We start from the raw sequence: 21,088 nt of genomic DNA, 5'->3' as shown, positions 1-21,088 counted from the left end.
CACAGTAACAATAACCCTTACCAACAGAACAGGTGATGCCGTAGTAGGTAAACCTATAAAAGTTCTTGTCAATAAGGTTGAACTTACAGATCTAGGCACTACTGATGAAAATGGACAATTAATCTTCCCATATATGATTCATAATAATGATAGAATATTAATTGAAGCAGAATTTGAGGAAGATGCAGAGTATCGTGGAAACAGTACATATCTATTGTATGAAGATACAATTAACCTGCTTACATCAAATATTAGTGTATCTGTGAATAGGACTCCAATATTCATCAATGAAAGCATTGTAATTTCTGGTTCATTGAATGACAGTTTCATGAATGATACATATACCAGTATTTACACTCATCCTATAGCAGGTGCTTTAGTAACTGTAACTATTAATGGTGTAAGTATTCAGACTACAACTGATGAATATGGAAATTATTCAGTAACAATTACTAAGGATACATATCCACAGCTACTTGCATATTCAACCAGTGATTATGTGGTAACTGTTGAGTATGATGGTGAACCGGGTGTAATTCTTGGTAAAGCAACAAGTACAACCTACAAAGTCAACAAGATTCCAACAAATCTCACAATAGTACCATTTACTGGTGTAAAAATCAATCAAACATTCCCAATTACATTGAACTTGACCAACAGAACTGGTACTGGTCTTGAAGGTAAGGCTATTAAAGTCTTTATCAACAAGGAACCTGTAACCGGTATTGGAACAACTGACAGTAATGGATTGTTAACATTTGATTATATTGTTCATAACAACAATCAGATATTGGTTGAAGTGGAATTTGAGGAAGACGATGTATACTTTGGAAACAGTACCTTCTGGTTATATAATGGTACAATAGATTTATTCACATCAAATATTAGTGTATCTGTGAATAAAACTCCAATATTCATCAATGAAAGCATTGTAATTTCTGGTTCATTGAATGACAGTTTCATGAATGATACTTATACCAGCATTTACACTCATCCTATAGCAAATGCTTTAGTGACTGTAACTATTAATGGTGTAAGTATTCAGACTACAACCGATGAATATGGAAATTATTCAGTAACAATTACTAAGGATACATATCCACAGCTACTTGCATATTCTGCCGAAGAGTATGTGGTAACTGTTGAGTATGATGGTGAACCAGGTGTAATTCTTGGTAAAGCAGCAAGTACAACCTACAAGGTTGATAAATTCGCTACAAATATAACCATCGCTCCAATAAGTGACGTGGCAATAAACCAGTCATTCCCAGTAGTCATAACACTTACAAATAGAACTGGTGCTGCAATAGCAGGCAAAGATATATATGTACAAGTAAACGGTGTTCCAGTAGAAAATCTGGGTAAAACCGATACAAATGGACAGTTAATCTTTGATTATACTGTACATAACAACAATGAATTCATCATTGAAGCAGTCTTCAGTGAAGATGAATTGTATTATGGAAACAGCACTGCATTACAGTACAAGGATACAATTGACTTACTTAACTCATCAATATCAGTAGATGTGAACAATACTCAGTTAATAGTAAATGAAACTGTAAAAATATTCGGTACATTAAACAGCACATTAATTGATGCTGTAACAGGTAAATACATGCCTATAACAGGTGTAGATGTAGTTATAAGAATTGACTCTGTTGAAGTGGCAACAGTTCAAACAGATGCTACAGGTTACTATGAATACACATTAACTGCTACCGAGCAATTAGCAAAATACCTCCAGAAACGTGACACTCCATACAGTGTAACGGCAATATTTACAGGTATTCCTGGAGTAATACTTGGAGATGCAGAAAACACTCGTTACACAGTATCCAAGATTGCTACAAAAACAAACGTAACAATAATCAACAATACTGTTGGAAATGTAGTGATAGGTGTCAATGTAACCAACATGACAGGTGATAATGTAATAATCGGAAACATCACAGTATATGACATGGAAAACAATCCAATAGCTAACCAGACATTAACTGGTGGAGTTGCAAACATTTCAATTCCAGCAGCAAGATCCGGTCCAATGCAGATTGTTGTAACATACAATGAAAATGACTTGTATGAAACAAGCAATGCTAAAAACAGCAGCATACCAGGACTTCCTAACGAAGAGATAATGATAATTGACGTACAGAATAAAAATGTGACAATTGACATTGCTCTAAGTGAAAGTGAAATCCCATTTGATAAAACAACAACAATCAGCGGTCATGTAATTGATGTTGACGGCAGTGAAATTACAGAAGGAACAGTTACAATAATTGTAAATGATGAAGAATTCACCGTAGATATTAATCAAAACGGATATTCATATAAATATCAGGCAAAATATCCTGATACATATAAAATCAATGCCACATTCAATGGTATAACCAATGTGACAAACCCTGTAACCAGTGAAAATATAACATTAACCGCTGTCAAACACGATGTAGTAATTACACCAATCGAAGAGATTACCTCTGATGATAAACGAGTATTAACGGTTAAAGTTGATGACAGAAACTCATCCAAGATACCAAATGGAAAATTAATATTCACAGTCGATTCAACAGATGTGGAATACAATGTTGAAAACGGTGTGGTAGTAATTCCTATTGATGAATTGGAAGAAGCAACAACTGTAACGCTTAAATATGTTGAAAATCACTTATATAATGAGGCAACCACTCAGGTGATTGTAAAATTGGATAAAACCAATACAACAATTGAATTAACTCTAAGTGATGATAGAACTACAGTAAATGTAGCTCCTGAAGACAATGTAACCATATCAGTTATACTCAAAGATCAAAATGGAGATATTATTCCAAACAAGGATGTTACAATAACTATCACAAACGTCGATGAGAATAATGAATTCGTATATTCAGAAGTAGTACATCTTGATGAAAACGGTGAAGGATCAATCAAATGGCAACCGGCAAGTGAAGCTGTATACAATATTACGGCAACATTTGACGGACGTATGGATGTTGAATACAACACTGCAAGCAATAACTCAATATTAGAAGTAAATAGGATTGCAACATTAGGTCGTATCTTCAATCAAACAGAATATCATAGTGAAAGATTTGTTGAATTTATCGGATTACTCTTCTTTAAAGACAAAAACGGTAATAACTTAACAATTCCAAATGAACCTGTAAACATCACGATATTCTATCAGAACGGCACTAATGAAACTAGAACCTACATTACAAATGCTACAGGTAACTTCGTATTTAACTTCAGAAAAGAATTCTCCCATGATAACTTTACCATAGGATTTGCATACTTTGGAAGCGATCGTTACATAAGCTATGACTTCAGAAAAGTATTTGATGATAAAATACTAACATACAGTGACTGGGTCTATGCTAACAGGACAGTCAGAATACATCAGAACAACCTATTAACTTTCACTATTAATGATGCAAACGGAATTCCGGTAAACGGTACATTCACAATCTATGATGAAGAAGGTCATATTCTAGCATTAGTTCCTGTTAAAGATGGAGTTGGACTGTACAACTACTCTAGTGGTAGGGAACAGGAAGTATACCTGACAGGTATATTTACAAATGATACAGTAGACTATAACAGAGTAACTGAAAGTATTAACTTCTATATCATCAGGTTAGATGATGTTGTATCATACACAGTACTAAACAATACCGTATACAATACAACCATAGAGGTAAATGTGGAAGACTTGGAAAACCCAACAACCATAATCAACGAGGGTGAAGTGGTCATATACAACATGACCGAAACCCAAGATAGAGGAATAGAACTTGGACGTGGAACTGTTGTGGACGGTAAGGCAATCATACAGTTACATGATGTTGACGTATCCAAAAATTACACAATCATTGTAGCATATGGTGGTACAACCACATACTTTGCAAATGAAACAGTAGGACCACTTGAAGTACTTAAACTTGATGTTTCATTAACACCTAGTGTTGTAAACAACACTGCAGGTAACGTTTCAATCAAAGTTGACGTTGACTGTCTATTTGAAGAAAACGTAAACAATGGAACAGTTGAAATATACCTTGATGATGGTGAAACACTAATCGGACAGGCCGATGTGGAAAACGGTGAAGCAACAGTTAATATCATTGAAGGATACCTTGATAAACCGGACACTTATAACCTTGTTATAAAATACACGGGATCAGATACATTCAATGAAAACATTGTTGACTATGAAGTCACATTAGACAAACGTGACAGCTCAATCACGGCTAACGTTGTTGACAACGTCGCAGGCAATGTAACACTTGAAGCATATATTACCGATGCCGTAACAGGTGTACCTGTAACCAACGGTACTGTATCAGTTAAGGCAAACGGCAGTGATGTTGGAAATGTCACATTCAACAGTGAAGATGGACATGCAATAATAGTAACAAACATCACAACAAAAGGATATTACACCTTTGTAGTTACTTATGAAGGAAATGATTATTACATTGAAAGTAACACAGATGCTGATGAGGAAACTAAATTAAACCTAACAAATGTTGAAATTGTAGGACGTCTAGCAGATATAACTGCAAACGCTACAAATACCACATTAGGAAATACAAGTATCCGTGTAAACCTTACTGATGATGAAAGTAAAAATCCATTGTCTGATGCAGATATAATAATAACATTACCAAACGGTACAAATGTAACTGGCAAAACTGGATCTGATGGTCTGGTAGATATACCAGTAGACTTGCCTGTAGGGGTAAATGACTTGCTCATAACCTATCCTGGTAACGATACATACAACTCTACAAATACAACCATAAGAGTATTTGTAGAACAAAGACCAAGCAGAACAACTGCACAGGTTATAAACAAAACCATAGGCAATGTAACATTAAATGTAACGGTAACAGATAACGAAACAGGTGTACCTGTAAAAACAGGAGCCGTTGTGGTTAAAGTTGATGATGAAATCGTAGGTGTAGGATATCTCAAGAATGGAAATGCAACAATACTCACGGACATCCAGGAAATTGGAGAATATGACTTTGTTGTAGAATTCCTAGGAAATAAAAACTACACTGAAAGTTCAACGGTAATTGAAGCACAAGAAGTTATTCAAATGCCAACAATTACAACTATCAGAATAGTTAACCAGACAACTGGCAATGTTACAATAGAAGTAACCGTAACCAATGAAACAGGTCAGCCAGTTGATTTAGGTAATGTAACGGTAGAACTTGATGATGGAACACCTATTACACTTAAAAACCTTACAGACGGTAAAGTGAATATAACAATCCCATCCGATGATACTGAAACATTAAACGTTAAAGTTACCTACAATGAAAACGACAAGTACCTTGAAAGTGATGATACCATAGAAATACCTGTTGAAAAACAGAATGCAACTATAGATATATCTGTTGACCCAACAGAGTTATTCGTTGATGAATATGTAACCATTAAAGTCAACATAACAGATGGAATGGGCAACCAGATTACCGATAAGGATGATGTGGATATCTACATTAACAATGTGGCAATCTCCAAAGACTTAATAGAAGTAGTTGACGGTAATTTCACGGCAAGAATACAGACAACTGCTAACGGTACATTTACAGTTAACGCTACATATCATGGTAATGATACTGTAAATGAAATAAACAGTACCTCAGTAGACTATGTGGTAAATAAAATACCTACAATGACCAATGCAACAATAATCAACCATACCTATGGAAACGTAACCGTAAGAGTAAACGTAACAGATCTAAGAGACCCTAGTGAATTTGTAACAACAGGATATGTCTATGTATATGACTTCATACAGGGTAAAATCCTAACTCCAGAACCTATAGATGTTTCAGGAGGAAATGTTGAATTTACCGTTGACATTGATGCAGGTACAGATAAACTACTTATCTATTATCAGGAAAATCCTAAATACCTCTCAAGCAATGCCAGAAATGAATCAGCATTTGCACTCGATCAGGATGTTATAGTAATTGGTGTTGACAAGGCTGCAAGTACAACAAATATTGAAAAAATATTAAACGCAACAGCCGGAAACGTAACAATAGCAATAAACGTAACAAATGATACAGAGGATTTAATTGCTACAGGTCACGTAATAGTAACCGATGCAACAGATGGTACTGTATTGGGTGAAGGAGATTTAACCGATGGTAAAGTTAACATTACACTAAGTGTAACCGAACCTGGAGACATTTATGTAAACGTAACCTATGAAGGAAATGACAATTACCTTCCAAGCAACGCTACAGGATTAAATCCTCCTGCAGGTCAGGAAAACACTACCCTTATTACAGTAACGGTTGACCCTGAAATTACAATCAACCTTGAAAAGACTGATGTAATAATAGGAGAAATTGTAAGAATAAGTGGAACAGTCTATAATGAAACTGGAGAACCTCTACTTGAGGATGCAACAGTAACTGTGAAAATAAATGGAACAGATTATACTGCAACATTCAACAGTGAGGACGGAACATACTACTATGACTACACACCAGTCTATAACGGTACGGTCACAATTAACTCCTCATACAATAAAGAGGAATTAATTGCAACCAGCGAAGATGTTGAATTAACTATTGGAAGAATACCTACAACTACCAATGTAACAGTCACCAACCATACGGTTGGTAATGTAACATTAAACATTACAGTTGTAGACAGCTATAATAACATCATCAGGGAAGGTAAAGTAAACATTACCATAGCCGGTAATGACGCCTTTGAAGTGGATTTATCCGGTCAGGACAACACAATTGTCTACCTACGTGACAACATGACACATGTTGGAAACTTCAGCGTAAAAGTTGAATACACAGGTAACTACACATACCTACCAAGTATTGCAAACAATACTGATGATAACAAAGTTCTTAAGAACATCACAGTAACTCCAAGAAATTCAGCAATCACCGTGGAAGTAAATCCTAGAAATGTTACCCTTGGTGAAAACGTAACAGTCAGCGGTCAGCTTGTTGATGAAATGATGAATAATATACCTAACACAGATTTAGTAATCTACATTGATGGAGTAGCTTATCATGCTAAAACCAACAATACAGGTGGATATTCAATAAACTACACAACAAGTAAGGTAGCAGACAACATAATTGTCAACGCCACATTTGATGGAAACGATAATTATAACTCATGCTATGACAATACAACATTCAACGTTACTAAGATTGCTACAAAAACCAATGTAACAATATTAAACAATACCATCGGTAATGTAACCATCCATGTGAAAGTTACAAACCTAACTGATAATCCGGTAGAACGCGGTCATGTAGTAGTACATAACCAGTCTGGTGTAATTGTCGGTGAAGGAGAACTTGTAAATGGTGGAGTGGACATTACATTAAATGTCAACACAGTTGGTGTTGTCAAAGTAAACGTAACATATCAAGAAAATGACGTATACTTTGAAAGCAATGCAACAAACAGCAGTCTGTCAAGTGATGATCCTGATATTAACATTACAAATATTGACGTAGTTAAACAGGAAGCAGCAATCAGCATAGGATTAAATCCTGAAGTATTGATTGTTGGTGAAAACGTTTATATACGCGGTACAGTAACAGTTAACAATGAATTTATCACATCAGGACAGGTAAATGTAACAATTAATGGTACAAACACTACTGTAATGGTAAATAGTGACGGTTCATATAACTTAACATACACGGCTTCACGTGCAGGTGAATATACAGTCAATGCAACATACCTTGGTGCTGGTGACAGTGCTGGTGTAACAAGCACAAATGTACAATTCACAGTAAATAAAATACCTACAAAAACCAATGTAACAATAATAAACAATACATTTGGTCATGTAGCTATTGAAGTAAGTGTAACAAATGAAACCGGAAGTCCAATAAGTGGTAAAATCAAAGTAACATTTGCCAATGGAACTATTATTGAAGAAGAACTTGATATTGATGGAAAAGTTAATGTCAATATACCTTCCGAGAATATGGATCCACTGGAAGTAAATGTAACCTACCTTGAAAATGATCTCTACAACTCAAGTGTATATCATAACACCACTAGTGGAGTAACTCCAGATAAGGAAAACACAACTGTAATCGGCCTTGCAAAACTAAACTCTACTGTAATAGTTGATGTTAACACAACTTCACTGATTCTATCAGAAAAAGTTGATATAATAGTTAATGTCACAGACAGCGATGGAAACCAAGTAACAAAACTTGATGATGTAACAATCTACATCGATGGAGATGAAATAGTTAACAGGGATGACATGCACGTTCTGGATGGTAAGATTATAGTATCAAATCAAACAGTAGCACTCGGCACATTCACAGTAACAGCCACATATATTGGTAACGATACTGTAAACGGTGCAGACAGCAATGCTGTAGAGTATACTGTTGGTAAAATACCTACAACCATAACTATTACTCCAATTAATAATGTGGAAGTAAACAAGGAATTTACCATTGAAGTAACATTAACTAACAGCAGCAATGCTCCAATAGCCGGTAAAAACATTATCATAACCGTAAATGACATACCAATAACCGGTATTCCAAAAACCAATGAATATGGTAAAACAAGTATAACATACACACCAAGAGACAATACTACATTAGTAATTAAGGCAGTATACCTTGAGGAAAGTGACGATGTATACCTTGGAAACGAAACGGAATTAACCGTTAACGTTGGATTGTCACAGTCACAAATAACAGTTAAAGTTGATAAACCAGCTTTATATGCAGGTGATAATGTAACAATCTCCGGTAAACTGGTTGATGGACAATCAAATAAAATCGTTGGAGGACCAGTTACAATCTATCTAAACGGTAACTACTTAACAGGTGTATTAACCAATAGTGACGGTGAATACTCATATCTATTAAACCATGAGATTGCCGGTGAATACACAGTACAAGCTGTATATGATGGAATAGCTAATGCAATTCTTGGTGATAGCGATACAACACATTTCAGCGTACATAAAATGCCTACAAATGTTACAGTAACCCTACCTGATGAGGTAGAGGTATTCGTACCATTCGACATTGAAGTAAGACTAACAAACAATACTGCAAATGCCAACAATATCAGTGACAAAGCAATTATCATAACAGTAAATGGTGAAGTGTTAAGCAATGTACCATTAACTGATGAAAATGGAACAATTGTTGTAAGTTACACGCCACAAAGCAATGAAACGATAGTTGTTATGGCAGTATTTGCTGAAGATGACCTCTATGAAGGATCCAATGATACTCAAACAATCGATCCGGAAAATATCCATCTATCAAATTCCACAATAACAGTTAACGTTAACGAGTCTTCATTATATGTTGATGAAAGCGTTAAAATAAGTGGTATATTAACTGATGGACAGGATAGGCCTATATCAACAGCTGATGTAAAAATATACATCAATGATGTATTGAAAGCAACAGTTGAAACAAACAGAAACGGTGAATACTCATACATCATAAACAACCTAAATAAAGGAAATTATGATGTAAAAGTAGTATATGATGGTGTAGATAAATCAATAAGTCCTGCAAATAACACTACAAGTTATGTTGTAAATAGAATACCTACAATAACAAATGTAACTGTTATAAACAATACCCAAGGTAATGTGACAATTGACGTTGTCTTTACAGAAAACGTGACAGGCAGACATACAGATATCATATCTGCAGGTTGCTTTGAAGTAACAGTAAACGGCAAAACAGAACAATACCCGGTAATAGGACGTAATTCAACAATCACGTTGGACGGCAATGCATTCATCAACACAACAGATGAAGTAACCTTCAACGTAAAATATGTTGAAAACGATTCATATCTATCAAGCAATGGATTAAACTCAACTACCGGTGAAGAAATCACAGTATTCAATGCAGATAGTCAGCAATCCTCAATAACAGTTGTTGTAATTCCAGAAAGTCAGACATCCGGTCAAAAAGTAACAATTACCGGACATGTATATGACGGAATGGGCAATGAAATAACTGAAGGACATGTATACCTAACTGTAAATGAAGAATCACCTGTAGAGGTAGAGCTAACAGAAGACGGATATTCACATGAATACATGACGGATATTGTCGGAGTTAACAATGTAACCGCAGAGTTTAATGATGTACTTACAGATAATGCAAACGTATTAATCAAGTCATCTACAAACAACACGACATTTGTTGTAGATAAAATAAATACAACTACAACAGTTACAATACTAAACAATACTGTTGGAAACGTTACAATCGACATTAAAGTAGTAGGAGCAGATGGAAACACTACTATGACCGGTGATGTAAACATCACCATTGCAGGTAAAACTTATACTGTAAACTTAATTGATGGTAAAGAAAACCTAACGGTTCCATTAACCTCAATTACAACAGTAGGAGACATACCTGTAAGTGTAGAATATCTCGGTAACGATTACTACGCACCAAGTATTGCTAACAATACTGATGATAACAAAGAGTTAACAAATATCACGGTTGTAAAACAAACAGCCAACATTACACTTGAAACCAATGTCTCAAGTTGTTATCTTGGTGAAAATGTAAACATATCAGGTAACCTAACTGACGGTATGGGCAACAGAATAACTGATAGTTACATAACAGTAAACGTTGACGGTAATGACTTTATTGTTAAAACCAACAGTACCGGTGGATACACACTTGACTATCAATCTGATAGATTAGGTGAAATAACCGTAACTGCAACATTTACAGATGACAACTATAATGTTGCAACAAATGAAACAACATTTGAAGTAACTAAAATACCTACAGCAACAAGTGTGGAAATATTAAACACTACCCTATCCAATGTAACAGTTGAAGTAAGTGTAGTTGATGTATACGGCAATGATGTAAACGGTACAGTTAAAGTACGCAATGCATCAGATTATGCACAAGTAATAACAGAAGCACAAGTTGTTGATGGAGTAGTTAATATAACAATTCCAGTTGATAATATAGGTAAGTTAGATGTCATAGTAGAATATCAGGAAAATGACACCTACCTGGCAAGCAATGCTACAAACTCATCACTAAGTGAAGAAGATCCATATAAAAACATTACCCAGATTGACGTAACCAGAATCCCTACAGTCACAAGTGTGGAAATACTAAACACTACATTAAGCAATGTAACAATCAGGGTTTCAGTCACAAATCAAACCGGTGAATCCGTAGAAAAAGGAAACGTAACAATCCTTGATACGGACGGTAATGTAATAGGTGATTTAGATGAACTAGTGCTCGATAATGGTGAAGTTGTAATCAAACTACCATTTGATGAAGCCAAAGAATACAAATTCATTGTTCACTACAATGAAAACGATGTATACATGGCAAGCAATGCTACAAATGAATCAGCTGCAGCTGGAGATAATGAAACAATAGTCATAAATGTAGGTAAAATACCTACAAAAACAAATGTAACCATACTTGATACAACATTCAACAATGTAACCATCCGTGTAAATGTAACAAACATTACCGGAGTCAACGTTGAAGACGGTACGGTGACAATATATGACAGAGAAGGAAATGTTCTTGTAGAAAACCATCAACTAACCGATGGTATGGCGGATATACAAATACCAGTTGACAAAACCGGTGAATTACTAGTAATTGTACATTACAATGAAAATGATGTATACTTGCCAAGCAACGCTACAAACAACAGTGCAGTAAGTCCATTTGATGAAATAACCGTTATTGACGTTACAAAAATACCTACAATCACCAATGTGGAAATCATAAGTAACCTCATTAACAACGTGACAATAGGTGTAAACGTAACAAACACAAGTACATCACAGTTAGTGGAGAAAGGACAAGTCATAGTCTATGATACAGACGGTAACGAATTAACCCATGCAGAGTTAACCGATGGAAAAGCTAACATAATCATACCTACAACTACCGATGGAATACTTGAAGTGGTTGTAAAATACATTGAAAATGATATTTACTACAACAGCACTGCCTTAAATGAATCAGCAGAAGCCGGAAGAGAAAATATCACAGTAATAGATGTAACAAAAATAGCTACCCAAACAACCGTCGAAGTGTTAAACAACACAATAGGCAACGTAACGGTACATATTGCCACAACAAACGCTACCGGTGATGCAGTAACAAAAGGTCATGTAGTTGTACATGATCAAAATGGCAACATCATCGGCGAAGGCGACCTGGTAAATGGCGGTATAGACCTAACATTAAATGTAACAACTCCAACACTAATAGGAGTAAACGTAACATACAATGAAAATGACATATACCTATCAAGCAATGCCAGAAATGAAAGCCTACCGTCAGGTGCTAGCGATGAAAACATCACATACATTGACGTAGCAAAACAAAACGCTACAATCACAATAAACACCAACAAAGACACAGTAGTCATTGGTGAAGACGTGACAATATATGGAACAGTAACCGATGGAATGGGATTACCAATAGCTGAAGGAACAGTAAACGTAACAATAAACAGTACAACATATCAAGCACAACTCAAAGATGGAATGTACACAATAACAAATGTTACAATAGCTGCAGGAGTATACACAGTCAACGCTACATACCTCGGAAATGAAAATGTAAGTAACATTACAAGCGAAAATGTAGAATTCACTGTAAATAAAATACCTACAACTACAACTGTAAGAATCCTTAACAACACAGCTGGTAACGTTACAATAGAAGTCACAGTAACAAATGCAACCGGTGAACCTGTAAATATGGGTGAAGTGGTTGTAACCGATGCAAGTGGAACTATCGTAACAGGCAATGTGGAAAATGGAAAAGCAATACTTGTAATTCCAACAGAAAATACAGATACGTTATACGTAAATGTAACATACACAGAAAACACACACTACTACCCAAGCAATGCTACAAACTCATCAGCTACAAGTCCTGAATATGAAAACGTAACCGTAATTGACTTAGTTAAACAGGAAGCTTCAATTACAATTGAAGTTGTTAATTCTAGTGTGATTATGGGTGATGTTGTAACTATTCGTGGTCAGGTATTTGATGGTATGGGCAACCTCATAACTACTGGTGATGTAAATGTTACTGTTGATGAAATAACCATTACAACTCCTATTGTGGATGGATATTACAGTATCAACAATCAAACATACACGGCCGGTACATATGAAGTAACCGCTAAATATCTTGGTAATGCTACGGTTGATAGTGTAACTAGCCAAACTGTTGACTTTACTGTTAACAAGATGCCGACAACTACCGTTGTTGAAGTCTTGAACAATACTGCTGGTAATGTGACTATTGATGTAGTTGTAACCAACAGTAGTGGTAAAGCTGTAACTAGTGGTCAGTTTAACATTACAGTTGCTGGTAAGAATGTGACTGTTGATGTGGCTGGTGCTAATACGACAGTTAAACTTGACATTGCTGATGCTGGTGATGTGGCTGTAAGTGTAACATATCTTGAAAATGAGAATTACACTTCAAGTGTGGGTGTTGATAAGGCTTCCGGTGAAGTCCTTGAAAACATTACGGTAGGATTGCAGAATGCTACAATCACTGTTAACGCAACACCTAGCGCTGCTATCGTATATCAGGATGTAACAATAAACGGTACACTCACAGATGGTATGGGTAAACCTATCGCTGATGCAGTTGTTGAAGTAACAGTTAACGATACTGTTGAGCTAACAAGAACTGATGCTGATGGTGTATATTCAATTGTCTACCTTCCATTATACAATGGAACAGTAGATGTAAAAGTTGTATATGCCGGAAACAGTACAGTTGACGCAGTTGAAAATACAACCAGCTTTACAGTCGATAAGATTGCTACAATTACAAATGTTGAAGTAATTAACACGACACTATCCAATGTGACAGTCAGAGTAAACGTAACAAACACTACTGAAGATCTTGTAATTGATGGTCATGTCATCGTATATAACTCATCTGATTCAAGTATTATACTTGGAGAAGCTGACATTACTGGTGGTGTAGCCGATATTACATTGGATATTCATGATGCAGTAGCTGTTGACATAACAGTTAGCTATGTTGAAAATGACTTATACCTTGCAAGCAGTACTGATTCAAACGTTGCTGTAAGTAAAATACCTACAAAAGCAAGTGTTTCAATACTTAACAATACCGCAGGTAACGTCACAATTGAAGTAACAGTTACAAACATGACTGATGTTGTTGTAAACAATGGATCAGTAAACATACTTGACAAAGATGGTAACGTAATCAGTACAATACCAACTGCAGAATTAACTGATGGTAAAGCAGTTATCACAATACCGGTGGCTAGTGATGATACATTGGAAGTAATTGTTCACTACAATGAAAATGATGTATACATGGCAAGCAATGCTACAAATTCATCTGCCGCAAGTCCTGAATATGAAAACGTAACCGTAATTGACTTGGTTAAACAGGAAGCTTCAATTACAATTGAAGTTGTTAATCCTAGTGTGATTATGGGTGATGTTGTAACTATTCGTGGTCAGGTATTTGATGGTATGGGCAACCTCATAACCGAAGGTAATGTTGATGTGGTTGTTGATGGACAGACAGTTCATGCGACAATCAGTGATGGTTATTACACCGTTGAGAATGCAACTTACACTGCTGGTGTTTATGATGTGAACGCTACATATCTTGGTAATGCTACGGTTGATGGTGTAACTAGTGAAACTGTTGACTTTACTGTTAATAAGATGCCGACAACTACTGTTGTTGAAGTCTTGAATAATACTGCTGGTAATGTGACTATTGATGTGGTTGTTACCAACAGTAGTGGTGAAGTTGTAACTAGTGGTCAGTTTAACGTTACAGTTGCTGGTAAGAATGTGACTGTTGATGTGGCTGGTGTTAATACGACAGTTAAACTTGACATTGCTGATGCTGGTGATGTGGCTGTAAGTGTAACATATCTTGAAAATGAGAATTACACTTCAAGTGTGGGTGTTGATAAGGCTTCCGGTGAAGTCTTTGAAAACATTACGGTAGGATTGCAGAATGCTACAATCACTGTTAATGCAACACCTATTGCTGCTATAGTTTATCAGGAGGTAACTATAAACGGTACACTCACAGATGGAATGAATAATCCTATTGCCGATGCATATGTTGAAGTAATCGTAAACGGTACAAGCATCATCACAAAAACAAATGATGACGGTGTATATTCCATAGTCTACACACCAATATACAATGGAACAGTAGACGTAAAAGTAGTATATGCCGGAAACAGTGCAGTTGACGCAGTTGAAAATACAACCAGCTTTACAGTCGATAAGATTGCTACAGTAACAAATGTTGAAATATTAAACACAACACTATCCAATGTAACAATCAGAGTAAACGTAACAAACAATACCGAGGACTTAGTAACTAAGGGAAGCATAATAGTATACGATACCGATTCAAATGAATTAGCAAAAGCTAACCTAACTGATGGAGTAGCAGATATACTTATTCCTGCAGAAGCAATCGGTCCATTGGAAGTAGTTGTCAAATACGTTGAAAACGACCTATACCTAAACAGTACAGCACTAAATGACACGGCACTACCTGGCAAAGAAAACATAACTGTTATAGATGTTACAAGAATCCCTACAATTACCACAGTAGAAATACTTGATAATGTAGCAGGAAACGTAACACTAAATGTAACAGTAACCAACATGACAGGAGAATCCGTAACAACAGGTGACGTATACATACACAACGCTTCAAACTATGAACAAATACTGGCAACAGGCAGAATCAACGAAGGCAATGCCGTAATTAAACTGGACTCAGTACTTGAATCCGGATTAATTGAAGTAGTAGTTGAATATCAACAGAATGACATTTACTTTGCAAGTAACGCTACAAACGAAAGTGCTACCGAACCAGAACGTGAAAACATCACAGTAATTGATGTACAAAAACAAAGTGTAACTATAACCATAGACCTCACTGAAACATCAATTATCATCTCAGAAAATACAAACATAACCGGTCAGGTATTTGATGGAATGGGTGAAGTAGTCAAAGCAGGTAGCGTAACGGTATATGTTACCGATGAAGACGGAACAACATCAGAAAAAACAGTTGAAATAGCCGATGAAAAATACTCACTCACCTACACAGGAATAACTGCAGGTAACTACATAGTCAAAGCCAAATATCTTGGTAATGCCAGTATGACCCCTGCAATGAGTGAAGAATTAACCTTTACAGTAAATAAAATACCTACAATTACAAATGTAGAAATACTTAACACAACATTAAACAATGTAACATTAAGTGTAAATGTAACTAACCTTACAAAAACATTAGTAAACAAAGGTACAATCACTGTAAAAGATACAACTGGAAAAGTATTAAATGAAAGCACATTACATGAAGGTGTAGCTAACATTACAATACCAGTAGACAGCATAGGACAGTTAAGAGTAATTGTAACCTACAATGAAAACAACATCTATGCTCAAAGCAACGCTACAAACAGCAGTGCAATCGGAACACCTGATGAGGAAATCATACTCATAGATGTAACGAGAATACCTACAATTACAACAGTTGAAATACTAAACACCAGTATCAACAATGTAACACTAGGTATAACCGTAACAAACACATCAAATGGAGATGTATCAACTGGTTCAGTTGTAGTAACCGATACAACAGGTAAAATACTTGCAAACGGTGAACTAACAGATTCACATGTAACCTTGCAAATTCCGGCCACAACATCCGGACCAATCGAGGTAATAGTAACATATCAAGAAAACGATATCTACTATGCAAGTAACGCTACAAACAGTAGTGCAGCACCTGGTAAAGAAAATATCACAGTCATAAACGTAACAAAACTCCCTACAATCACCAATGTTGAAATACTAAACACAACACTCGGTAATGTAACAATAGGAGTAAATGTAACAAATATGACAGATAGTCTTGTAGACAAAGGAAGTGTAGTGGTATATGATGCAGATGGCAATATCATAGTAGATGAAACACCACTTGTAAACGGTCGTGTAAACATCACAGTACCTGCAACAATTGGTGGAGAACTTGAAATAAGAGTAGAATATCAGGAAAATGACTACTACTATTCAAGCAATGCTACAAACAAATCAGCTGTTGATCCTGAGAAGGAAAACATAATAGTTATAGATGTAACCAAAATGCCTACAGTTACAATAGCAGATATACTAAACCATACTGCTGGAAACGTAACGGTACACGTTGAAGTTACAAACATGACAACTAGTTATGTAAGCGAAGGAACAGTTATCATAAAAGATAACTCAACAGGTGAAGCCATAGCAACAGGCAAATTAACTGACGGTAAAGCTAACATCACAATACCAGTATCCAACACAGATACACTCCATGTAATAGTAGAATATCAGGAAAATGATTACTACTATGCAAGCAACGCTACAAACAGTAGTGCAGCACCTGGTGAAGAAAGCATCACGGTTATTGACGTAGTAAAACAAAAATCTACAATAACTATTGAAGTAAACAACAATAGCATAATAATCAGTGATAGCGTAATCATCACTGGAGAGGTAAGAGATGAACTTGGAAACGTCATTACAGAAGGTAAAGTATCAGTTAACGTAAACGGAACCGAAGAAATCGTTGACATAATTGATTCCAAATACACTCTTGAATACACTCCAAGTGAAATAGCAAACTACACAGTAAATGCCACATACCTTGGAAATGACACTGTTGAAGAATCCACAAGTCAAACAATTAACTTCACAGTCGGTAAGATACCTACCAAGACAAATGTAACAATCATAAACACAACAGTCGGAAATGTGACAATAGGCGTAAATGTAACAAATCTAACCGATGAAAACGTAATACAGGGTAACATAACCGTTTATGACATGAACGGTAATGAACTTGTAAGCGAAAACTTAACGGATGGACTTGCAAACATTACAATACCTGTAGAACATGATGGACAGTTAAGCGTGGTTGTAACATACAATGAAAATGACCTATACTTAGCAAGCAATGCAACAAACAGTAGTGCCGCTGGAACAGCAAGTGAAGAAATAATCGTAGTAGACGTTGAAAAACAAGATGCGGATATTACAATATCTCTTGACAAGGATGAAGTAACCATTGGTGAAGTGGTAACCATCAATGGTACAGTAACGGATGGAATGGGTGAACCTATAGCTAACGGAACTGTAACAATAGATATTGACGGCAAAAAATACACAGTAAACGTAACTGATGGAAAATACTCATATGATTACACTACAGATAAGGCCGGTAAACTCCCAGTAACCGCTACCTATAACGGTAAGGATGGAGTGATAAATCCAGTCACAAGTGAAAGCAAAGAGTTAACCGTCAACAAGAAAGAGACTTCAATGGCTGTAGCACAAGTGGGTAACACTCCAGGAAATACTTCACTGGAAGTCAACGTAACTGATAGTGATGGAAAACCTGTAGATGAAGGTAATGTAATCGTAACACTGCCAAATGGTACAAACATAACTGCACCTGTCAAAAACGGTAAAGCAGTAGTGCCACTTGACACAATACCTGGAACAATGGATGTAAACGTAACATACAACGGTACAGGTGTCTACGATAAATTAAATACCACCGCTAGTGTAAAAACAGTAAAACTCAACACTACAATCCCAATTGATAAGATAAATGATGTGACAATCGGTGATAACGTCACCATACACGGTAGTTTAGAAGATCAAAACGGTGTTGACATTACAAACGCTAATATAACAGTCACAATAAATGGTAAAAGATACAATACCACTACAAATAAGGCAGGTGAATACACACTTGTCTACACAACAACAACTAGTGGTAAAAACAATATCACAGTAGAATATGATGGAAATGTAATTTATAACCCAACAGCTAACAAAACAAACTTCACAGTCAACAAGAAGGATGTTGTACTGGATGTAAAACAAACCAATGATACGGCAGGAAACACTTCAATAGAAGTAAAAGTAACTGATAATGAAGGAAGACCTGTTAAAAATGGAACAGTAATTGTAACAATGCCTGACGGTACAAATGTAACGGCTCCGGTTGTAAACGGTACGGCTAAAGTACCACTTAACACAACACCTGGAAAAACGCCGATTAACATAACATACAATGGTACGGGCGAGTACAAAAAACAAAGTACAAGCACTACAATTACAACCCAGAAAATCAACACTACAATCCCAATAAATACTATAAAAACAGTATCTGTTGGAGATAAAGTGAACATTACTGGTAAGTTATTAGATTCAAACAACAAGCCAATAGCAAATGCTAACATAACAGTGAAAGTTAACAACAAGTCATACACTACCACCACTAACAGCAAGGGTGTCTACACGCTTGCATACACAACCACTACTGGTGGTGTAAACAATGTGACAGTTAGTTACGCAGGAAATAAAACATATAATCCATCAAATAATCAGACAAAATTCACAGTAAAAGTAAACTCTACAATAAAATCCAAACAAACAGGATCAAATGTAGGAAACACCACAATACAAGTAAACGTCACAGACAAAAACGGTAACAAAGTTCCAAATGGAACAGTAACCGTTACAGACAAGGATGGTAAAGTGATAGGAACAGGAGTTGTCAAAAACGGAACTGCAACTATCAAATTAGATGTACCTGCAGGAAAACAAAACGTAACCATTACATATAATGGAAATGACTTTGTAAATCCTTCAAGTAAAACTCAAGCAATCTCTGTCAACAAAAACAAGGCAATCATCACAATCAACCCAATCAAAAACATTACCCTTACACAAAAAGCACAAATCACGGGTAAACTTACTGATATTAATGGAAACCCAATAGCCAAGGCAAAAGTAACACTTAACATGGATGGAGTAACAAAAACAGTTACAACAGACCGTTATGGTGACTACACACTGGAATATAATACTACATATGTAGGATTAAATAATGTAACGGCACAGTTTAATGGTGATGACACCTATAACTCCGCTAAAGCAAACAGCACCTACAATGCAAGTAAGATAATTACATTTGTAAAAGTAGATGATGTAAAAGGAGTACTCGGTGACAACATCACATTACGTGCAACAGTTACGGATGAATTTGGTACAAAAGTGACCGGTGGACAATTTGTATTTAAGGTTAACGGATTAACATTAAGAACAAATGGTAAGTTTAGCCCTGAAGGAGATCCTATGATATTATCACCAGTAAACGGAACAGTTACAGTTACAGTAGTGGCAGATACATACCTAAGATCTGCTGTAAACATAACTGGAGCATACGGTGGAAACAGCAAATATTATAGTTCAAGATCAATTGTGCCCGGACAGGCAAGTCTTGTAAAACGAGACGCTCAAATCACAGTTACAACTGTAAAAACTACTAAACAGGATGTAAACATTACACTCAAGGCAGTAGTAACTGACGTAACCGGCGGTAAGAATAATGGACGGGTAAAAGACTATGATGATAACTTTGTAGTATTTAAGGTAAACGGTATAACCATTAAGAATGAGGATGGAACAGCTAAACAGGCCAAAGTTGTAAACGGTGTAGCAACCATGCAGTATTATGTACCAGCAGGTCTTGCCGGTAAATACACAAATCTTACCGATAAGAATTACACTGTAATGGCAGTATTCGGCAGTGGAAGCTACAACCCAGGTGTAAACAACACTACAACATTCGGCGTTGAAAGATCCCCAATCTCATTTGTAAACAATAGCGTAAAATTAAATACACAGACTAAGGAAATGACCATCAAATCCAAGATAGTGGATTATCATAAGAACCTGCTTAAAGGAACAAACACATTATGTTTAAAAATAAATGGTCAAACCTATAAAATCAATAACAGGACAGTCTTCTATGAGGCTGTTGATGGAGATGTTGACTTAAACATCATATTACCATACAACGTCGATAAGATAAACAGTATAGAACTTGTAACAGGGGAAAGAGTTGGATATCTTGGTGGCAGATACACTACTACCAACATAACCAAAGTATAA

General features: G+C 35.9%; 1 protein-coding gene (cut by a window edge). It reads left to right on the top strand.

The features are described 5' to 3' along the window. Nucleotides 1–21,088 carry the 3' portion of an Ig-like domain repeat protein gene (locus AW729_RS04830; protein ID WP_112124043.1) on the top strand. Its footprint begins 8,405 nt before the window's first position, so 21,088 of the gene's 29,493 nt are visible here — the last part of the coding sequence; the start codon falls outside the window, past its left edge; its stop codon occupies nt 21,086–21,088.

Origin of the sequence: Methanosphaera sp. BMS, assembly GCF_003268005.1 — an archaeon.
In the GTDB taxonomy this organism is placed as follows: Archaea; Methanobacteriota; Methanobacteria; order Methanobacteriales; family Methanobacteriaceae; genus Methanosphaera.
The sequence above is the reverse complement of the archived record's forward strand: the minus strand, read 5'-3'. Positions and strand labels throughout refer to the sequence as shown.